Genomic DNA, 21,415 nt, shown 5'->3' with positions numbered 1-21,415 from the left:
AGTAAAGAATACACATTGAAGAAGCCAAGCTTTGAAAATATTGCCAATTTATTCCTGAAAAACTTTTTTCAGGGACTGGTTATTATTGGTCCTATCGGGCTTACCATTTTTGTAATCTGGTATATTGTAAGTGCAATTGACAATCTTGTTCCTTCTCTTGCAAAGCAAATCCCAGGGCTTGTTTTCGTATCAATCATTCTGTTTACAGCTATTTTAGGATATCTGGGAAATAAATTCGTGGTCGGAAGATTCTTTTTTGATACCATGGACAGCTTACTGGAGAAAACTCCGGGAGTAAAGCATATTTATACCCCTACAAAAGACGTGATGTCTTCATTTGTAGGTGATAAGAAAAAATTCAACGATCCTGTATGGGTAAAAACCAATGAAAATCCGGAAATCTGGAGAATTGGTTTTTTAACTCAAAAAGAAATGTCGGACGTTGACAAGCATAATTACGTTGCGGTATATCTTCCCCACTCGTACGCCATTTCGGGCTGGGTAATTGTTACTGAAGAAAAAAACATCAAACCTGTAGTGGGAATGACAGCGGCTTCTGCAATGAAGTTTGCAGTGAGCGGCGGTGTAGCCGGATTCCATTCTGATGAAAATATATTTAAAGCTCCGGAATAATACTTCCCAGGCCTTATTTATACATTGATGAATTTTGAAAATTATTTTCAAACACATTTTCTTTACAAACAATTTAAAACATATTTTAACTCATGAAATTACCGTACGCGGAACCTTTCCGCATCAAAATGGTGGAGGAAATCTACCAATCTACCAGAGAAGAAAGAGAGCAATGGCTTAAAGAAGCTAATTATAACCTTTTCAATTTAAGATCTTCACATGTTTATATTGATTTGCTTACCGATTCAGGAACCGGAGCAATGTCTGATAGACAATGGTCTGCTTTGATGACAGGAGATGAAAGCTACGCAGGTTCCCGTTCTTTTGAACAATTACAGAAAACTGTAGAGAATATTACAGGATTCAAATATTTATTACCTACACACCAGGGAAGAGCTGCAGAAAACGTTCTTTTCTCCGTATTGGTAAAAGAAGGTGATGTAGTTCCGGGGAACTCTCATTTTGACACTACTAAGGGGCATATCGAGATCAGAAAGGCACATGCCATCGACTGTACTATTGATGAAGCTTTTGATATTAATGACCTTCACCCTTTCAAAGGAAATATCAACCTTGAAAAGCTGGAAGAAGTTTATAAAAGCCATCCTAAAGAAAATATTCCTTTCTGTTTAATTACCATTACATGTAACTCTTCAGGAGGACAGCCTGTATCACTAGAAAACATGAAGGCCGTAAAGGCACTTTCAGACCAATATGGAATCCCTGTATTCTTTGATTCAGCGAGATTTGCAGAGAATGCTTACTTCATCAAAAAAAGAGAAGCAGGACAGGAAAACAGAAGCATCAAAGAAATCTGTAAGGAAATTTTCTCTTACGGAGACGGGATGACAATGAGTTCTAAAAAAGACGGTTTAGTAAATATTGGTGGATTCATTGCTTTGAATAATGAAGAAGTTTTCAGAAAAGCTTCCAACTTTACTATTATTTACGAAGGATTTATTACTTACGGAGGAATGGCCGGAAGAGATATGGCAGCATTAGCTGTAGGTCTTGACGAAGCTACTGAGTTCGCTTATCTTGAAAGCAGAATTTCTCAGGTTGAATATTTAGGTAATAAACTGATCGAATACGGAATCCCGGTTCAGAAACCAATCGGAGGACATGCTGTATTCATTGATTCTTTAAACTTCCTTCCCAATGTTTCCCGTGAAGAATATCCGGCACAGACGTTAGGACTTGAAATTTACAAAGAAGCAGGGATCAGAACTGTAGAAATAGGAACACTATTGGCAGACAGAGATCCTGCAACAAGAGAAAACCGTTATCCTAAGTTAGAATTGGTACGTCTGGCGATTCCTAGAAGAACCTATACCAATAACCATATGGATTATATTGCTGCTGCTATCAAGAACGTTTATGAAAGACGTGAAGAAATAGCAAAAGGATATAAGATCACCTGGGAACCGGAAATCTTAAGACACTTTACTGTTCAGCTTGAAAAAGCTTAATCATAAAACCGGAATTTTTTCCGGTTTTTTTATGCATTAAAATTCAAAAGTTTCCTATACAAGAACAATCTCGTCCCTCTTATTTTCAAAAAAACAAACATAACTAGTTTAAAACCATTCATATATTATATTTTACAAATAAATATAAATCAAACATATTTCTTTATCACACATAACATATTATTCTTTCCACTTTATTTTTTCAGAAAACCCAATTAAATTAATTTCTTTTTTGAAATAGTGAATGTTTTTAATTTTAATTTTGTATCGATCTGGTAAAACAGATATAAAAATACTTGAGAACCAACCTGAAAAACCGTTATTCCCAAAATGAAGAAAATTGCTGTCGTGGGCGCCGGTATCTCCGGCTTAAGCATGGCGAATTACTTAGAAAAACATAAGATTGATTATCACATTTACGAAAGAAGAAAAAAGAAAGATCTGACAGGCCATGGCTTTCTTATTCCACAAGAAGGGATGGAATATCTTTATCAGATCATAGATCCAGACCTTCTCCTTCAGCATGGAAATTTTTTAAAGAAATACATACAATATTCCCATACAGGGAAAATACTGGCAGAAAAAGAGCTTAAACATGTTTTTGCCATTTCAAGACATTCATTAATTGATCTGCTGGTTCAAAACATTTCTCCTGAAAAGATAACCTATGAACAAACGATAATCCCCGATAATCAACAGAACGGAAAATTAAAACTTTCTGATGGAACTGATATTGATGCAGAAATAGCGATCATTTCTGATGGCTCCCGAAGCCGTATCAGAAGCCAACTTTTTAAAGACCAAACCATGAAAGTGGTAAGGGAAAGTGAAGTAGTGAATATCATTCAGGATAAGGAAATTGCAGATTCTATTGAAAATGACTTTATAAAATTCCATCATGAAGACGGCGGGTTAACTTTTGGAATTCTTAAACTCACCCATGATACCATTCTTTGGTATTCACAGTTTGATAATGAAAAATACATGATCAACGAGTGCTCAGCAGAAAATCTAAGGAAATATATGCTTGAAGTTTTTGAAAACTGGCATCCGGTAGTTCCATCAATTATACAGAAATCAGACTATAGAAACGTACATTTATGGTGTGTTTATGAGCTGGAAAAGCTGAATCCGTTTTATAAAGATAACATTGTATTCATCGGAGATGCAGCGCATCCACTGATCCCATTTACAAGCCAGGGTGTAACCTCTGCATTGAAGGACTCTTTCATATTAACGAAATATTTAGTTGAAGAAGGGGATAAAACGGAAGCCTTCAGAAAATATCAAGCAAAAAGGAAACCTGAAATTGAGGTTCATATCAATAACGGAAGAACATTGCTCAATCAGTTCCTGCTCCCGCTCAATCAACAATCAGAAAATATTTTACCCATATCTTATAAATAAATATGTTCAGCAATAACGATATCAATTTTGAAGCACTGAAAAGAAAGGCCTACAACGGAAGATGGGCAACTTTAGAAGAAGGAATTATTCCTCTTACCGCTGCAGATCCGGACTTCAGGACAGCCCCTGAAATAGAACAGGGAATTATTGAATACCTGAAAGACGGCTATTTAAGCTACGGGCCGTTTTCCGGTCTTCCGGAATTCAAAAAAAGTGTTGCAGATCATTTTAACAATGAGAAACACGGAAGCTTTTTTCCGGAAAATATTCTGGCAGTCAACAGTGCTGCTCAAGGAATGTTTCTGATAGCGTCTTATGTTCTGAGCCCGGGAGATGAAGCCATTATTCTGGATCCTGTAGATTTTCTTTTCAAAAAATCAGTAGAAACAGCTGGTGGAAAAGTGATGCTTTGCCCTGTAAATACAACAACGGGAGATATTGATTTTGAAAAACTGGTTTCTTTAATCAATTCTAAAACCAAGCTTATCAGCATCTGCAATCCGCACAATCCATTGGGGAAAGTGTATTCTAAAGAAGTTTTAATAAAAATAGCAGAAATCGCTTCAGCTCATGACCTTTGGGTAATGAGTGATGAAATCTGGAGCGATATTATTTATGATAACAAAAACTTCCATACCTATTCTTCCGTTTCTGAGAAGGCGAAGAGAAAAAGTTTTACCGTTTACGGCTTTTCAAAATCATTTGGAATTGCAGGACTGAGAATTGGAGCTGTATTGTGTAATGACCAGGATATTCTTGAGGATTTTACAGAAAAATCCAATTTTAATTCAACAATAGAAGGCGTTTCTACGTTGTCCCAGATTGCCGGAAGTGTAGCTTTGGAGAAAGCAAAGCCTTGGTATAAAGAATTTTTAGCTCATTTACAGAGTAACAGAAATTTTGCTTTTACATTATTAAGCCGTTCAGAAATTCTAACTCCCAATCTGCCTGAGGCTACTTTTGTGCTGTTTCCGAAGATTGAAAACAGAATGTCCAGCGATCAGTTTGCCCAACATGTTTTAAAGCAGGGAAAGGTTGCCATTGTTCCAGGATCAGAAAGATGGTTCGGAAAAGGAGCGGAAGGACATATCAGAATTTGTTTTTCCACCTCACAGGAAATTTTAGAAGAAGGAATTAACCGAATCATTACCAGCTTTTAACATTAAAATTTTTCATCAAATTCAAATATTAAGTTATTATTTTACCGAAATTAACGCAAATCAACACTAAATTAAGAAATTCATACTAAATATTTAATTTTACTATTGATTTAAAAATAAATATTGATAATTTTGATTAAATCACTATCCAAAATTATCTATATGAAAATAAAATACATCTGCATTCTTTTTCTTGGAGTTTCCACTCTATCCTATGCCCAGCAAATAAAGGATACCCTGAAAGAATCTAAGATAGACGAAGTAGCCATCACCGGTAGCCGGAATAAAAAAAGAACAGTAGTAAATACACCTGTTCCTATTGACATTATCGACATCAAACAGGTAAGCCAGTCAACAGGGCAAGTAGAGATCAACCAGCTCTTACAGTTTTCTGCTCCTTCTTTCAATTCCAACAAACAATCAGGATCTGACGGTGCTGATGCAGTAGATCCTGCCACCCTAAGAGGACTTGGGCCGGACCAGACTTTGCTGTTGTTGAATGGAAAAAGATATCACCAGTCTTCACTGATCAACCTTTTCGGAACCAAAGGAAGAGGAAATACCGGATATGATATGAATACCATTCCGATTGGTGCAATAAAAAGAGTGGAAGTCCTTCGTGACGGAGCCTCAGCTCAATATGGATCTGATGCCATTGCAGGGGTAATCAATGTTATTTTGAATGACCGTGACAAAGGTTTTGAAGGAAATGCCTTTTATGGAATGAATCTTTTTAAAAGCCCGGGGAATAATGATGTTGTCTCAGATCATAAAGTAGATGGAACCACCTTTGATTTCAGTGGAAATTTAGGAACTAAAATAGGCTCAAAGGGAGGTTTTGGAAATTTTACAGTAGAGTTTATGAACAAAGATTATGCGATACGAAATGCAAATCCTGACTTATATACTGCTCCGAGACAGCGTTTCGGGGATGCAAAAGCGCAAAATATTTACTTTTTCGGAAATATTGAGCTTCCTTTATCTGATGGTCTGAAATTCTATTCCCGTCAAGGTTTTTCTCACAGAAACACCAAGGCCTACGCATGGACCAGATCAGCAGATGCAGACGGAAATATTCCTGAAATTTATCCTACAGGATTCAATCCGATTGAAAACACAAGCATTACAGATTTTACTTTTGACAACGGCCTGAAGTTTAAGGTTGCAGGATGGGACGTAGATTTTTATAATGCTTTTGGCAACAATAGATTTACCTATCAGATTGACAATACGATTAATGCCACTTTAGGGGTCAAATCGCCTACAAGCTTTAATGCTGGAGGTCATTCATTATTACAGAATACAACAGGTTTTAATGCTGTAAAACAGTTTAAAGTGCTGGAAGGGTTGAATATCGCTTTCGGATCGGAATTCAGGTATGAAAAATTTGATATTATCAAAGGAGAAGAAGCTTCTTATAGCATGTATGATGTAAATGGAAATCCTGTGACTGCCAGTACACCCCAAAACCTTCTTGTCACTAATCCTTTAAGCGGTAATGTAAGACCAGGTGGTTCCCAGGGATTCCCTGGATATTCTACAGATATTGGTAAGAGCAGAAATAACTTTGCGGCCTATGTAGATACTGAGCTTGATGTTACAAAAAACTGGATGATAAGTGTTGCCGGAAGATTTGAAAATTATAATGATTTCGGAAGCACTTTAAATGGAAAATTTGCGACAAGATACGCGATCACTCCGCAGTTTGCCTTCCGTGGTTCAGTTTCCACCGGGTTCAGAGCACCTTCTCTGGCTCAGAAATACTACAGCCAGCAGTTTACCAACTTTCAGGGTGGCCAATTGGTCACGATTCAGCTAGCTTCTAACGATAGTAGCATTGCAAGCAGTCTGGGAATTCCTCAGTTGAAGCAGGAAACCTCTGTGAACGGAAGTGCCGGATTTACTTTCAACACAGGAAAATTCACGGCGACAGTGGATGGATATTACATTCAGGTTAAAAACAGAATTGTTCTTACCGGATATTTTGCACAGGCAGACCTGCCGGCAGACGTTCAGGCAGATAATCCATTTATTGACCAGGTACAGTTTTTTTCCAATGCGATCGATACCCGCACGAAAGGAGTTGATCTTATCTTAAGCTATAGTGAAAACATTGGGTCAGGGAAACTGACTGCTACCTTAGCCGGAAACTATAATGACATGGAAATCACCAAAGTGAACACCTCAGAAAAGCTTGCAGGAAAAGAAGATATTTACCTGAGCGAGAGAGAAAAGGCTTTTATCCTCGCTTCTGCTCCAAAAACAAAAGTCAATTTAAACCTCAATTATAAGATAAACAAATTCAATGCGAATCTGCAGTTGGTAAGGTTTGACAAAGCAACACTGATTGGGTATGACGGTACAGAACAGTTATATAATCCAAAAGTAACTACTGATCTTTCTTTTGGTTATGAATTTTGTAAGAATCTGAACCTAACCCTGGGTAGTAAAAATCTGTTTAACAGATATCCTACGCTGCAAACCACTCATGTAAGTGATGGAAACACAGAAGGCGGAGGTATTTTTGACCCCGTTCAGATGGGATTTGCCGGAAGACAGGTTTTTGCCAGACTTAACTTTAAGTTTTAAGAGAATAAAAAGAAACTGTATCAAAGGTTAATAATTTCACCTTTGTCATCCTGACGAAGAAAGAATCTCATTTATAAACCAATAACATAAGATTCTTCACTACATTTCATTTCGTTCAGAATGACATTTTGATACAGTTTTTTTCTATTTTTTTGAAATTTTATAAAGCTTACCACTATCGGTTACCGCATAAAGATTTCCGTCCATTCCGTTCAATACATCACGGAACCTTTCTTTTTGATCTGCGAGAAGACGTTCTTCACCGATCACTTTATTATCTTTCATGACAATTCTGTCAATATGCTCGCCACTTAAGCACCCGATGATCAGATTTCCTTTCCACTCTTCAATATTTCCTGTATAAAAAGTAATTCCGCTTGGTGAAATCACAGGATCCCAGTAATAGACGGGTTGCTCAGTGCCTTCTCTTTGGGTGATTCCCTGCCCTACTTTGTCTCCTGAATATTCAATTCCATACGTTACATCTCCCCATCCGTAATTTTTTCCGGGTTGAATCAGATTGATCTCATCACCGCCTCTCGGTCCCATTTCTACATCCCATAAATTTCCATTAGGATCAATTGCCATTCCTTGTGGGTTACGCACACCATAAGCATAAATTTCAGGTTTATAACCCTGCTTTCCGATAAAAGGATTTCCCGGAGCCGGCTTGCCATCTTTTGTAATTTTTAGAATCTTTCCAAGATAATTATCTGTTTTTTGTGCATATACACGGGTTACTTTATCCGATCTTTCCCCTGTACTGACAAATAAATGCCCATCTTTATCAAAAGCCAGACGGCTTCCATAGTGTTTATCTCCGTCGTAAGAAGGTTCAGCACGGAAAATAACTTGTACATCTGAGATATTTTTGAGATCTGCAGACAGCTTACCTTTCGCCACGGAAGTTAAATTTCCTTTTCCAAACGGCTCTGAAAAACTAAAGTAAATAATATTGTTGGTAGTAAAATCAGGATCAAGAGCTACATCAAGCATGCCTCCCTGCCCTTTTGAATCCACTTTTGGAAAGCCTTCTATTTTTGACACTTGTTTTCCATCTGTTGAAACAACATTCATGTGACCATTCTTATCCGTAATCAGAAATCTTCCGTCAGGTAAATTAATAATTCCCCAGGGTCTTCCTAAATCTTTATTCAGAATCTCTACATTATAAGCTGTTTTGCTCTTTACGGCCTTGATTCTTGTCTGCTCTTTAAATGCCGGTTTGTAATCAGAATTAGGCTTATCTGTCTCTACACTTCCATCGTTTCCTGTCTTCTGAGCGTTTGCATGATTTTCTTTGCACGATAACAAAACAAGAAAAAGGCTCATTATCGGGACATAAAATTGATTGATTCTCATAATATTAGGATTGGTGATTGTACAATGAATGGAAAAATAATGCCATAAAATTTGCTGGTTCCATTTTTTATTCTACATTTGTAGAACAAATTACAACATTGTAGAATGAAAGAGATTAAATTAACAGATTCTGAAAAAATTCTCATGGAAATTCTTTGGGAGAAGAAAAAAATTTTCATGAAGGATATTCTGGAAACCTATCCTGACCCCAAGCCTGCTGCAACTACTATTGCAACCCTGCTAAAAAGAATGCAGAACAAAGATCTTGTAGGTTATAAAGTGTATGGAAATTCCCGTGAATACTATCCAAAAATAGAAAAAGGGGAATATTTCAAGGAAGAAATGACTTCCATGATTGATCGTTTTTTCAACAGCTCGGTAACACAGTTTGCCTCCTTTTTTACATCGAATGCAAAGCTCAGTCAAAAGCAGCTGAAAGAACTCCGTGATATCATTGATGATCAGATAAAAGAATAGATATGGCAGCCATTATTTTGAAAATAATTCTGTGTTCTTCTGTTTTCATTTGCGTTTATTATCTCTTCCTTGAAAAAGAAAGAATGTACAGATTCAACAGATGGTATTTATTAAGTGGTATACTCCTTTCTTATATCATTCCATTTATCAATATTACGATACAAAGACCAGAAGCTAAAATAGAGCCTCAAGCTCAAATGATGATTGAAGAAACTGCTCAGCAAATGATTTTTATTCAGCCGGAACAGGAAAGTTTCAACTGGATGAATATTGTGTGGGGCGTGTATGTTATAATCACACTTTTTCTACTCATGAAAAGTCTTTTAGCTCTTTTAGCTGTCAGAAGAATTAAAGGGGAAAAATGTATTTACGAGCATTACAATATCATATTAACAGGCGAAAGTCTTTCTCCGTTCAGCTTCTGGAATACAATATATATTGGGAAAAATTACATGGCAAATAATAGAATTGACCAAAGGATTCTCCTGCATGAAAAGGCTCATATTGATCAGAAACACAGTATAGACTTATTAATACTGAATCTTTTAAAGATTTTTACCTGGTTCAATCCTGTTCTTTTCTTATACAAAAAAGCTGTGATCACGAATCACGAGTTTTTAGCAGATGAAGCAGTATTGAAAAAGAATTATAATATTAAAGAGTACCAAAATCTTATTCTTGATGAAATTCTTAGCCACCAAAATCCTGCTTTGACTCATTCATTTAATTTTAATAACACCAAAAAAAGATTTATTATGATGAAAACAAAAAAATCGAAATTCAGCCTGTTAAGAAAAGCAGCAGGAGTCACAACACTAATTGCTGCCGCTGTTTTATTTTCTGAAAGAACATATGCAGGGAGTTCCGCAAATATTCAGATACCAGAAAAAATAGTCGAAACTTCTGCTCACACTCATGGACAGGATTCTTATCAGGAATTCAAGGACATATTGGCTAAGTATGCTGATTTGCTGAATAATGGAAAATATGCTGAATTTTCAAAAAAGGTCTCAGAAAGTGATAAAAAAAGACTGGAAGAACTTTATCCTTTACTGAATGAAACTCAGAAAAATGAACAGAAGATCACATTCTTTGCGTTGCCTGAATTGAAAAAAAGAATTCCAACAGAGAGTGAGTTGAAATCATTTTTAAATAAAAAAGACTACGCAGTCTGGATTGATTCAAAAAAAATAGAAAACAGCATTTTGAAAAACTATAAAAAAACAGACTTTTCAAATGTTTATATCAGTAAAATTTATCCAAATGCCAGAACAGCACAAAATCCTCAGCCTTATCAGGTTACTTTAATGACTCGGGCTTATTTTGAAAAGACGAGACAAGAAGGAAAATCTTCTGTCATAATGGGATTCAAAAGACAAGATTTAAAAGCCGTTTCAGATACAATAGTTCCAAGAATAAATGGCTTAAACGAAAATAATCAGGGTAAAAACACAAATACAGCCATCAATACTCCACCGAATGCTAATGAGCTTCCGGCACAATACGTTGATGGGGATAAAAGTTTTAGAATGCAAATAAATAAGGGCATTGATACCAGTAACTTTGAACCTAAATATGGTACTATAACATCAACTGCCTATATTCACATCGATGAGACAGGAAAAACAACACAGGTAACCACTTCAGGAGATAATGAAATACTAAACCGTGAACTTCTTAAAACTGTCACTGAAATAAGTAATAACACAATCTGGAAACCTGCTACGAAAGATGGTAAACCCATTGCTTCTGTGCTAAAAGTCCCCGCAACAATGACTTTTACAAGACCTTAATATTGAAAGCGCTAAAAATTAGCGCTTTTTTATTTTTTCAATTATTCCTGTTGAGACTGTTAAAATTTTATTATCAAAATATTCACCTTCAAAACATTATCTTGTCTAATAATTTCTTTCGTATTTTTGTTGTATACATTCTTTTCTATGGATTTTAAGCTTCAATCAGAATATAAACCTACCGGAGACCAGCCTCAAGCTATTGAAAAACTTACCGAAGGAATAGAGATCGGTGAGAAATATCAAACGCTGCTCGGAGTTACAGGCTCCGGAAAAACCTTTACTGTTGCGAATGTTGTAAAAAATGTTCAGCGCCCAACTTTAGTTCTGGCACACAATAAGACTCTTGCAGCACAGCTCTTCATGGAGTTTAAAGAGTTCTTTCCGGAAAATGCCGTGGAATACTTTGTAAGCTACTATGATTACTACCAGCCTGAGGCGTATATTGCAACAACAGGGACTTATATTGAAAAAGACCTGAGCATCAATGAAGAAGTTGAAAAGCTGCGTCTTTCTGCAACTGCCAGCCTTCTCTCAGGAAGAAGGGATGTTTTGATTGTCGCGTCTGTTTCCTGTATTTATGGTATCGGAAACCCTACGGAATTTCATAAATCTTTAATTTCCATCGCTATTGGTGAGAAAGTGACAAGAACAGCACTCCTCCATTCATTAGTTAATGCATTATATGCCAGGACATTAAACGAGTTTCAACGAGGAACATTCCGTGTAAAAGGAGATGTGATTGATGTATTCCCCGCTTATACTGATAATGCTATCAGAATTCAGTTTTTTGGAGATGAAATTGAAAAAATTCAAAGCTTTGACCCAGTTACAGGGAATGTAGAAGACAATTTTGATCAGATACAAATTTATCCTGCCAATCTTTTTGTAACATCAAAGGAGACCTTAAACGGAGCCATTAAAGATATTCAGGATGATATGGTAAAACAGGTTGATTTCTTCAGCTCTGTTGGAAAGCCATTAGAAGCCAAGCGACTTCAGGAAAGAACTGAATTGGATCTTGAAATGATCAAAGAATTGGGCTATTGTTCAGGAATTGAGAACTATTCGAGATATCTGGACGGCCGTCTTCCGGGCACAAGACCTTTCTGCCTGATTGACTATTTCCCTAAAGACTTTTTAATGGTTATTGATGAAAGCCACGTAACCGTTCCACAGGTTCACGCTATGTACGGAGGTGACCGAAGCAGAAAAGAAGCATTAGTGGAATATGGTTTCAGACTTCCGGCTGCAATGGACAACAGACCTTTAAAGTTTGAAGAATTTGAAGCCATTCAGAATCAGGTAATCTATGTATCAGCAACTCCTGCAGATTATGAACTTGAAAAAACCGGAGGAGCTTATATAGAGCAGATTATTCGTCCGACAGGACTTCTTGATCCTATTATTGAGGTAAGACCTACCATCAACCAGATTGATGATTTGATGGAGGAAATCCATAAAAGATCGGATGCTGATGAAAGAGTACTGGTAACGACTTTAACAAAGAAAATGGCTGAAGAACTTACGAAATATTTTACCAAATTCGGAATCAGAACAAGATATATTCATTCTGATGTTGAAACGCTGGAACGTATTCAGATTATGCAGGATCTTCGTCTGGGGCTTTTTGATGTACTTATTGGAGTTAACTTATTACGTGAAGGATTGGATTTACCTGAAGTTTCGTTAGTAGCTATTCTGGATGCTGATAAAGAAGGAATGCTGAGAAGCAGAAGATCAATGATTCAAACCGTAGGACGTGCTGCAAGGAATGTGAACGGAAAAGCAATAATGTACGCTGATAAAATCACTAAATCTATGCAGGCCACTCTTGATGAAACCGAATACCGCCGTGCTAAACAAATGCAGTACAATGACGATCACGGCCTGAAGCCAAAAGCATTAAATAAAAAGATTTCTGAAAACCTTGTCGGAAGAAGCAAAGACTTCCCGGATGAGAAATATACCCAAAAAGAAATCCTTCAGAAAGTTGCCGAAACAAAAGCAACCTATGCAAGTGAAGATATAGAGAAAATGATTACTCAGAAGCAGAAAGAAATGGAAGCGGCTGCGAAAAACCTTGACTTTATAAAAGCGGCCAAGCTTAGAGATGAAATTGCGGCATTGAAAGCTTAATAAGCCTGATTTATAAAATAGTTCGGCGGCATCGAAGATGCCGCCGAAACTTTATACCGAGATTGGTTTATTTAATTTTTACAATCCGTTTCTTACTGCTGCTCGGATAGGAGTCAAAAGATCCATCAGACCATTTAATTTGATCTCATAAACTGTCGAAAGCTGCATTCCCAGTTTTCCCTTCGGCATTCCGTTTTTGTTGAACCATTCCAGATAGCTGATTGGAAGGTCAATCAGAACCGTTCCTTCGTACTTGCCGAATGGCATTTTCATTACACAGATTTCTTTTAATATTTCGGGATTCAGTCCTTCCACTTTTTATATAATTAAATTAATTTTTCTTCAAGATCATTTTGCCCGGGCAGTTCAAGATCCGGAGGAGTTTCTTCATCCGAAAATTCATTTCTGTATACCTGAACCAGAAGAAGGGTCAGTGAGATCAGAATAGGCCCGAAAATAAGTCCCATGAAGCCAAAAATATTCATTCCCATGATAATTCCAAATACGGTATTCAAAGGGTGAATGTTTTCCAGTTTCTTTAAAAGGGTAAAACGAAGGAGATTATCCGTAAGACCTACCACAACAACACAGTAGATTGCTAAGCCGATACCTTGACCTGTATTTCCTTCAGCGATCATAAAGATACACACCGGAACATATATAATAGCAGTTCCTACCACAGGAATTACTGAAGCAGCAGCCGTTAGAGCAAAAAGAAGTATTGCTCCCGGCGCTCCAAAAATAAGGTATCCGATAAGCGCTACAATCCCCTGTCCTACTGCTACAACCGGAATCCCGATAGCATTGGCCATAATCAGTTTTCTCATTTTATCGCCTATCAAAGAAATATTTGATCTCTTCAACGGCGCGGAAGAAGTAAGGATCTTTTCAAAGAGTCTTGGCCTTTCCAGCATAAAATACAGAATAAAATACATGGACATCACTACTGTAAGCGTATTGAAAGTCCCGCTGACTGCTGAAGTAGAAAATTTCCCTACATTATCTTTCAACTTTGCCATGTTTTCTTTGCTCAGAATATCAAATCCTGTTTTTGAAAATATGTAAGAATGTATTTTATCCAGGAAAATATTGAACTTGGCCATATAAGCCTGTGCATTTCCCAGTTTATCAATAATCAGATCGGCAATAAAGTAGATAGGAAGAATAAGAACAATAAGACTCGCAAACATTAATGCAAATGCAGCAAGTGAAGGTTTCCATTTTTTTTCTTCCTGCAGGTAAAAGTTATACTTTCTGCAGACTACATAAATGGTGATTGCCCCCAAAACAGAGGGAATAAACAATGCCAGATTAAAACAGATCAACCCTGCCAGCACTATAATAATGGCCAGCAAAGACATCTGCTTTATCGCAACACTGCTTATTTGTTTGTCCTTATTCATCATGTATTTTAATTTTATTTACTGTACATAATTTGTCTTGGTTTTCCTAAGAAAGCACAATACGTAGAGTACATTACAATCATAATAAACGGAGCGGTTAAGATAACCCCAATTCCGCAAAGAATAACCCCTGCAATAGAGATCAGAAATCCTAAGAATCCTGTTAGTAAGAAAATTCCATAGTTTTCTTTAGCAATATTGAATGATTTTCCTAAAGCATCTGTAGCTGAAGCATTTTCAAATAACAGAATAGGATATCCTAATAAAAGGAAAGGATATACAAAAATAATAGGCAGCACACACAATGCAAGGGCAACTGAAGAAATAATCCCAGATAGAAGACTGTAGATCAATATGTTTACAAAATTCTGACGGTATCCGATGAATAGATCAGAAAACTCAATAGGGCTTTTGGTATTATATTTATTCACCATGTAAATCAATCCTACATACAAAGGAGATAATAAAAGACCGAAAAGACTGGAAGCTCCCATATACAAAGGAAGTCCCGGAGCGCTCCAATAATTGAAGTCACCTCCTGAAGATTTCATATCTTCTACGATAGAAGCAGAATCAAATCCGGTAAGCATCTGAATAACAGACCCTCCAACCAGATAAATAATCATTGCTACGATTCCGTAGCCGAAAACACCTTTATACATTTCAAAGGCATGAGAAATAATCGACCCCGTATCTCTGTTAGGCACAGAGCCTTGCTGATCAAATTCGTTAAATTCAGACATAGTTTAAATATTTAATGATTTTACCAAAATTAGTTTTTTTTAGTAAAAAATCATATTAAACACGAATGAATTTTAACTTTTCTCAGAAAAAACGGTTTTATACAGTGAATAAATCATCGCATTCCAAAAAGGAAATGTGAAAAGCCCTCCTATCAAAAACAGAGCAAAGCCTAAATATTTAAACAGAAAAGCAACGATTACACAAACCATTATTTCCACGAAATACATTTTAAGTGCTTTAAAATTCAGAGAAATTGCTTCAAATATCCTTTTATCCGTAAAAAACATAAGTGGCGCAACAAATAGGGTCACAGCAACCCAAGCAACCGCCAATACTACGGTAGGAATCGTAAATCTGTAAATAAAGAACCAGAAAAGAAAATACCCAACATATTTGAAAAAGTTGAGTCCGTTGTACCCGGCAAAGAGATCCCCGATCACAATATTTTCTTTAAGATCAATTTTTCTGAAAATCTGGAACATCCCGAGATTCAAAGGGTACAAAAATGCTGTTGTTCCCCAAATGGCTAGTGTAAACATCTGATAATTTTCGGTAGCCGTTATTGCTTCCATTTTTTTCAGATATACTTTTGTCCCCTGTAAAAAGGCTTCCTCCAATTCTTTATTGTACGAGAAAACATCATATTTCGTTCCAAAAAGCATAACGGCGGTAAGCAATATTGCGAAAAAGATGATGGAAAACATCAACTGAAAAACCAGTGTTTTATTCCAATAAAAAAAAGCCTGCTTCAATATAAAATCTAGTCCCGGTTTCTGAGGATATTTGTTCTGCATCATAAAAAATTTATGCAAAAGTAAACATCAATAATTATTTTTGCAGAATGTTTTCAGTGAATCATCAAAAATTTATGAAAATGGACGAGCTTTCTCTTCAGAAGGTTCCCTATTTTTTCGTAATCGACTTTCTCTCGGAGAATGTCGAAATATATCAGGAACATGAAATTGAAAAATCAGGTTTAATAATTGATTTTCAAGAGTTTTCAAACACGAAAGAAACACAAGCACTAGATAAAAAAGTAGTTTGGAAATCGTTTCCTGAAACGTTGGAAAGCTTTAAAATTGGTTTTGACAAAGTTCAGAAAAATATTCGTTTAGGAAACTCTTATTTAGTAAACTATACTAGAAAAACGAAGATAGAGACAAATTTAACCTTAGAAGAAATTTTTTATCATTCAAATGCGAAGTATAAAGTATTTTATAAAGATTTTTTTGTATTTTTTTCTCCTGAAACTTTTGTAAAGATCATTAACGGTAAAATTTTAACCTATCCCATGAAAGGCACCATTGATGCCTCTATTGAAAATGCTGCGGAAGTACTGAAGAATGATAAAAAGGAAAAAGCAGAACATTACACTGTAGTAGATCTGCTCCGGAATGATCTGAGCATGGTGGCTGATGATGTAAAGGTGGACCAGTTCCAGCATATTGATTTCATCAAAACCCAACAAAAGGATCTGTATGCAATGAGTTCTGAGATTTCAGGAATGATAAAACCTGAATTTGATGGAAAAGTAGGAAGTATCATGCAGAAACTTCTTCCTGCAGGTTCTATTTTAGGAGCTCCAAAGCCTAAAACACTGGAAATAATTCTGGATGCAGAAGGGTATGAAAGAGGTTATTACACCGGCGTTTGCGGCTGGTTTGACGGCCAGAATGTTGATAGCTGTGTGATGATCCGTTTTATAGAAAAAGAAGGAGAGCAGCTTTATTTCAAAAGCGGAGGCGGTATAACGCACATGAGTAAGTTAGAAGACGAATATCAGGAAATGAAAAATAAAATCTATGTCCCAATTCATTGAAAGCATTAAAGTAGAAGATCAGGAGATTTTTCTATTGGATCTACACCAGAAACGTGTCAATCAAACATTTTCCCATTTCGGGAAAGAAGACTCTATTGATCTGGCCAAGATCTACAAAAATCTGCAGCATGATGAAGATGGTCTTTTCAAATTAAGAATTTCTTATGATCTCGACAAAAGAGTCAGAACACAGATGATTCCTTATGCTATTCCGGAGATTCAGAACTTCAAACTCGTAGAAAATAACAGTTTTGATTATTCATTCAAATTTGAAGACCGTAAAGAGTTGGATAAAATGAAAATGAAATCCAAGACAGAAGAAATTATCATTGTTAAAAATAACCACATCACCGATACCTCTTTTTCCAATCTTTTATTTTTAAAAGGGAAAGACTGGTTTACCCCCGCTACCTATCTGCTGAACGGGGTACAGAGACAGCATCTTTTAAAGCACAAAAAGATCAAAGAAACGGAGATTACTTTACAAAATATAAAGCAGTTCACCCATTTCCAGATCATTAATGCATTGAATGATTTTGATGATATGTTCATCTACCCTATCGACAGAATTATCAACCTGCCGGGGAATGAAGAATATCTTGATCTTTAAGATTATTTCATAAATTCAAAGTATGACTTCAGTACATCTGCGCTATTTTTCCCGTGAGTATTTACTTCCAGGATTTTTGGCTGTGCATCAGGTTTGAAGAAATTCTCCAGAACTCTGTCAAGCGTAATTTCATCCTCTACTTTTACGTAGGAGAACCCAAAGTGCTTGGCAAGAGATTCTGCATTCTTACGGTGTTTTGTGGCAATAAACTCGTCTAATGTATTCGGGTTGGCATTTCCAGGCCCCGGAATGATTTTAAAGATATTTCCTTCACCGTTATTGAAGATCATAATTCTTACAAACGGCGGAATATATTGATTCCAAAGTCCATTGATGTCATAAAAGAAACTTAAATCTCCTGTGATCAGCAAAGTAGGATTTTCATTTTTAATAGCAAATCCCATTGCCGTAGAAGTAGATCCGTCAATACCGCTGGTTCCTCTGTTACAGTACATTTTTCGCTTCCCAAAATCAAACAGCTGTGCATATCTGATGCCGGAAGAATTACTGAAATGGATGTTATAATTTTCAGGAATCGTCTGCGAAGCCTTATTGAAGAAATAAAAATCTGAGAAGTCAATCGTATTCAAAAACTGCTCGTGTTTGGCATCTTTTTTATCCCTTAAAACATCCCAAAGATTAAAATAAGGTCTGGGCTCCAGATTGATAAATTTTAACAGTTTTGAGAAGAAAACTTCAGGCTTAACTTCAATTTTTTCTGTCAATGAGAAATAAGTATCCGGTTGCCATACTTCATCCAGGTGCCAATGCTGTTTAGGGCGAGCACTTCTCAGGAACTGTTTTACTTTTTTAGAAACTACGTTCTGTCCGACTGTGATCAACAGGTCAGGAGCATAGGTTTTATAGTCTTCTTCTGTAAAATTAAATATATAACGGTCTATATGTTTGAAAAACTTCTCGTGATGTAGGTTAGAGTTAGCCTCACTCAAAACAATAACAGAATGGTTTTTCACCAATTGAGTCAATTGATTTTCCAATTCTGGACTGTAATCCCTTGTTCCTACCAACAGCATAATTCTTTGTGAAGTATGCCAATCCGCAATCAGATTTGAAGGGATTTCATATTCTTTATGCTTGATAGTTTTTTCTACAGTAGGAAAAGTAGGAAGTTCCGAAACAAGCTCATACAAAGGCTCCTCCAAAGGAATATTAATATGCACAGGCCCCTGCTTTTCAAAGCAAAGTTCAATGGCTTTTTTTATGGTATCAAAATTAATATCTTCTGCATGTTCCTTGCTGTCTTCCAAAAGCTGGAAGTCACCATAGGAATGCTGATGAAAAACATCCTTCTGTCTTATCGTCTGCCCATCAAACAAATCAACAAAATCAGTTGGTCTGTCAGCAGTAAGCACCAATAATGGAATATTCTGATAAAAAGCTTCAGTAACAGCAGGATAGTAGTTTACCACTGCAGATCCGCTGGTACAGGTAATTGCTACCGGTTTCTTTTCGCTTTTCGCCATTCCCATTGCCACAAAAGCAGCACTTCTTTCGTCTACAATACTGTAACAGTTAAAACTATCTACCTCCGAAAAATGAATGGCCAAAGGAGCATTTCTTGACCCCGGAGAAATCACGATATCAGCAATTCCGTACTGTTGAAGAAGATGTGCAAGTATTTGGATACTTCTCTTAGAAGAATATTTTTTCATACAGCAAATTTAACTTATAAATAATGATTTTAAAATCATTTAAATTAAAAAAAATGTAATTTTGCTGTTCGTAAATTTCTAAAAATGGATAAAATACCTAGTGTAGACCTGCGTGATTTCCTTTCGGACAACCCGGAACGCAAACAGAAATTTGTAAATGAAATCGGAAAAGCTTATGAAGAAATTGGTTTTGTAGCCTTAAAAGGCCACTTTCTTGATGACAACCTAGTGGATGATTTGTATGGAGAGGTAAAAAACTTTTTTGAACAGCCAGTGGAAACGAAACAGAAGTATGAGATTCCAGGAATTGGTGGCCAGAGAGGTTATGTAGGATTCGGTAAAGAAACTGCAAAAGGTTTCAAAAAAGGAGACTTAAAAGAATTTTGGCACTTTGGACAATATCTGTCTGATGATTCAAAATACAAAACTGAGTATCCTGACAATGTAATCGTTGATGAACTTCCAAAATTCAACGAAGTTGGTAAAGAGGCATTCCAGATGCTTGAGAAAACCGGACAGTATGTTCTAAGAGCTTTAGCATTGCACCTTGGCTTAAATGAATTTTATTTTGATGACAAAATCGCAGAAGGAAATTCTATTTTAAGACCTATTCACTATCCGCCAATTACTGAAGAACCGGATGACGCAGTAAGAGCAGCAGCTCATGGAGATATCAACCTTATTACTCTTTTAATGGGAGCACAAGGAAAAGGTCTTCAGGTTCAGAACCACAACGGAGAATGGATTGATGCCATTGCAGAACCGGATGAATTGATGATCAATGTTGGAGATATGCTTTCAAGACATACCAACAACAAATTGAAATCTACTATCCACAGAGTGGTAAACCCACCAAGAGAGTTGTGGAGTACTTCAAGATATTCAATTCCTTTCTTTATGCATCCTGTAAGTGCAATGTCATTAAATGCACTTGAAAACTGTGTAGACGAAAACAATCCGAAACTATACGAAGATACAACTGCCGGAGAATTCCTGCATGAAAGATTGATCGAACTGGGATTGATTAAAAAATAAATAAAGAGGCTGTCTCGATCCTGAGACAGCCTTTTTTATTCCTATTTGTATCACTATCCTGTTATACAATAAAATTCAGGGCATGGTGTAGGCTGAGTAAAAGTTCCCCACGGACAGATACATGTATAAGAATCACCGCCACCACCTGGGTTTCCTCCTTCTCCCGGATTTCCTCCATAAGGTACACATTTTCCACCTGAACAGATCTCTCCCGCAGAGCACCCTCCTTCTCCTGGTCCTCCACCCTCAAAACAATATGCCGGAAAGTCTATTCCAGCAACAATACTTTTCTTGTCTTCTCTTGAAAGTTTTTTTAGATTTTTCATAGTTTTTGATTTTTGGTATTTCCTACTCTAAAAGCTTTTCGGATAACGCTTGCTTAAAAATAATATTTATTTAACTAATAATCAAATATTTAAATGAAATTAAGTTTCAAACAGATTCAAGAGACTATAATTTTACTAAACTTTATTTTTTTATATACCATATCTTGTTTAATTAAAAATATTTTAACTATTTTTACTTTAACTACAAATTTTTAATTAAAACAATATGAAAAATTTAAAAAAACTACAAAAAGGCCAATTAAAAAACATTTCTGGAGGTGTTACTCTTCCTGAAGCGGATTTCTGCATGTATTATTGCAGCGGAGTAATTATTTGTGCTACGTGCAGTGATGATTTCAAATGCCCAGACACAAATAGTGATATGTAAGATTGAAAATCAAAATGTCATAAAATGGGAACCGTTTCTTTGTTGAAGCGGTTTTTTATTTCTGTATGCTTACAATGAGGTAGATTTTAACTCCTCTTATAGCATTTCCACAATAGATGTATTTTTTAAAAAAGAGATTATTTATGAGCTTAAAAATAATGTCTGATAGTAATAAGTAATACTGGTATTAAATTAAAGAATGCTTCAACATTAATAAAGAAGAGCTTTCTCCCGCTATCCATTCATACTCCTCGCGCCAAGGCTTTCCTACGCTCAAACCCAACAGCTTTACCACTCGTCCTGCGGGGTAACCATTACTATCGTGGCTAGGGAAGACGAATGATGAATTATAAATTATAAATTATGAGTTATTGGGTACAGATTAAGA

18 protein-coding genes are annotated in these 21,415 nt (G+C 36.2%); 11 read left to right on the top strand and 7 right to left on the bottom strand.

The features are described from left to right. Positions 1-15: 15 nt before the first annotated feature. The 5 genes from LC457_RS19185 (at position 16) to LC457_RS19165 (ending at position 7,258) form a co-directional block, all read left to right on the top strand. Positions 16-633, top strand: a complete 618-nt coding sequence (locus tag LC457_RS19185) for a DUF502 domain-containing protein (RefSeq protein WP_047377240.1) — start codon at positions 16-18, stop codon at positions 631-633. Between the two features lie 92 nt (positions 634-725). Continuing rightward, positions 726-2,102 (top strand): tryptophanase, encoded by a 1,377-nt coding sequence (locus LC457_RS19180; RefSeq protein ID WP_223601294.1) that lies wholly within the window; start codon positions 726-728, stop codon positions 2,100-2,102. 330 nt (positions 2,103-2,432) lie between these two features. Continuing rightward, positions 2,433-3,509 carry an FAD-dependent monooxygenase gene (locus LC457_RS19175; protein ID WP_223601293.1) on the top strand — a complete coding sequence of 359 codons (1,077 nt, stop codon included), beginning with the start codon at positions 2,433-2,435 and terminating at the stop codon, positions 3,507-3,509. Between the two features lie 2 nt (positions 3,510-3,511). After that, positions 3,512-4,669, top strand: coding sequence for a pyridoxal phosphate-dependent aminotransferase (locus LC457_RS19170; RefSeq protein ID WP_223601292.1), 1,158 nt, complete (start codon positions 3,512-3,514; stop codon positions 4,667-4,669). Between the two features lie 162 nt (positions 4,670-4,831). Continuing rightward, the gene (locus tag LC457_RS19165) at positions 4,832-7,258 is read left to right on the top strand and encodes a TonB-dependent siderophore receptor (protein WP_223601291.1); all 2,427 of its coding nucleotides are present in this window, start codon (positions 4,832-4,834) and stop codon (positions 7,256-7,258) included. 144 nt (positions 7,259-7,402) lie between these two features. Here LC457_RS19165 and LC457_RS19160 read toward each other — a convergent pair whose 3' ends face one another. Beyond that, positions 7,403-8,620, bottom strand: a complete 1,218-nt coding sequence (locus LC457_RS19160) for a PQQ-dependent sugar dehydrogenase (protein WP_223601290.1) — start codon at positions 8,618-8,620, stop codon at positions 7,403-7,405. 105 nt (positions 8,621-8,725) lie between these two features. Between LC457_RS19160 and LC457_RS19155 the strand changes: the two genes are divergently transcribed. The 3 genes from LC457_RS19155 to uvrB all read left to right on the top strand — a co-directional run bounded on the left by LC457_RS19155 (position 8,726) and on the right by uvrB (position 13,029). After that, positions 8,726-9,097 (top strand): BlaI/MecI/CopY family transcriptional regulator, encoded by a 372-nt coding sequence (locus LC457_RS19155; RefSeq protein WP_142718766.1) that lies wholly within the window; start codon positions 8,726-8,728, stop codon positions 9,095-9,097. Between the two features lie 2 nt (positions 9,098-9,099). Beyond that, positions 9,100-10,890: a M56 family metallopeptidase gene (locus tag LC457_RS19150; RefSeq protein WP_223601289.1), complete on the top strand. Its 1,791-nt coding sequence runs from the start codon at positions 9,100-9,102 to the stop codon at positions 10,888-10,890. A gap of 147 nt (positions 10,891-11,037) precedes the next feature. Next, positions 11,038-13,029 carry an excinuclease ABC subunit UvrB gene (uvrB, locus tag LC457_RS19145; RefSeq protein ID WP_223601288.1) on the top strand — a complete coding sequence of 664 codons (1,992 nt, stop codon included), beginning with the start codon at positions 11,038-11,040 and terminating at the stop codon, positions 13,027-13,029. Positions 13,030-13,107: 78 nt separating this feature from the next. Here the strand turns inward: uvrB and LC457_RS19140 are convergent, their stop codons facing one another. The 4 genes from LC457_RS19140 to LC457_RS19125 form a co-directional block, all read right to left on the bottom strand. After that, positions 13,108-13,335, bottom strand: a complete 228-nt coding sequence (locus tag LC457_RS19140; protein ID WP_047420761.1) for a DUF3820 family protein — start codon at positions 13,333-13,335, stop codon at positions 13,108-13,110. A 20-nt stretch (positions 13,336-13,355) separates the two neighbouring features. Next, the gene (locus LC457_RS19135) at positions 13,356-14,435 is read right to left on the bottom strand and encodes an AI-2E family transporter (RefSeq protein WP_223601287.1); all 1,080 of its coding nucleotides are present in this window, start codon (positions 14,433-14,435) and stop codon (positions 13,356-13,358) included. Positions 14,436-14,446: 11 nt separating this feature from the next. Further along, positions 14,447-15,175 carry a beta-carotene 15,15'-monooxygenase gene (locus tag LC457_RS19130; RefSeq protein ID WP_047381924.1) on the bottom strand — a complete coding sequence of 243 codons (729 nt, stop codon included), beginning with the start codon at positions 15,173-15,175 and terminating at the stop codon, positions 14,447-14,449. A gap of 72 nt (positions 15,176-15,247) precedes the next feature. Further along, positions 15,248-15,970 (bottom strand): hypothetical protein, encoded by a 723-nt coding sequence (locus LC457_RS19125; protein ID WP_223601286.1) that lies wholly within the window; start codon positions 15,968-15,970, stop codon positions 15,248-15,250. Between the two features lie 47 nt (positions 15,971-16,017). Between LC457_RS19125 and LC457_RS19120 the strand changes: the two genes are divergently transcribed. Further along, positions 16,018-16,995: an aminodeoxychorismate synthase component I gene (locus tag LC457_RS19120; RefSeq protein WP_223601285.1), complete on the top strand. Its 978-nt coding sequence runs from the start codon at positions 16,018-16,020 to the stop codon at positions 16,993-16,995. After that, positions 16,979-17,605, top strand: a complete 627-nt coding sequence (locus tag LC457_RS19115; RefSeq protein WP_223601284.1) for an aminotransferase class IV — start codon at positions 16,979-16,981, stop codon at positions 17,603-17,605. The genes LC457_RS19120 and LC457_RS19115 overlap by 17 nt, the downstream gene beginning before the upstream one ends. Before the next feature lie 2 nt (positions 17,606-17,607). On the opposite strand, the gene menD is transcribed toward LC457_RS19115, so the two are convergent. After that, positions 17,608-19,278 carry a 2-succinyl-5-enolpyruvyl-6-hydroxy-3-cyclohexene-1-carboxylic-acid synthase gene (gene menD, locus LC457_RS19110; protein ID WP_223601283.1) on the bottom strand — a complete coding sequence of 557 codons (1,671 nt, stop codon included), beginning with the start codon at positions 19,276-19,278 and terminating at the stop codon, positions 17,608-17,610. A gap of 84 nt (positions 19,279-19,362) precedes the next feature. On the opposite strand from menD, the gene LC457_RS19105 reads away from it, so the two are divergent. Next, the gene (locus LC457_RS19105; RefSeq protein ID WP_142718760.1) at positions 19,363-20,313 is read left to right on the top strand and encodes an isopenicillin N synthase family oxygenase; all 951 of its coding nucleotides are present in this window, start codon (positions 19,363-19,365) and stop codon (positions 20,311-20,313) included. 53 nt (positions 20,314-20,366) lie between these two features. Here LC457_RS19105 and LC457_RS19100 read toward each other — a convergent pair whose 3' ends face one another. Then, positions 20,367-20,639: a hypothetical protein gene (locus LC457_RS19100; RefSeq protein ID WP_223601282.1), complete on the bottom strand. Its 273-nt coding sequence runs from the start codon at positions 20,637-20,639 to the stop codon at positions 20,367-20,369. Positions 20,640-21,415: the final 776 nt, after the last annotated feature.

This window comes from Chryseobacterium sp. GVT01B (genome assembly GCF_019970045.1).
Lineage (GTDB): Bacteria > Bacteroidota > Bacteroidia > Flavobacteriales > Weeksellaceae > Chryseobacterium.
Note: the sequence above shows the minus strand (reverse complement) of the source record. Positions and strands in the feature narration are given on the sequence as shown.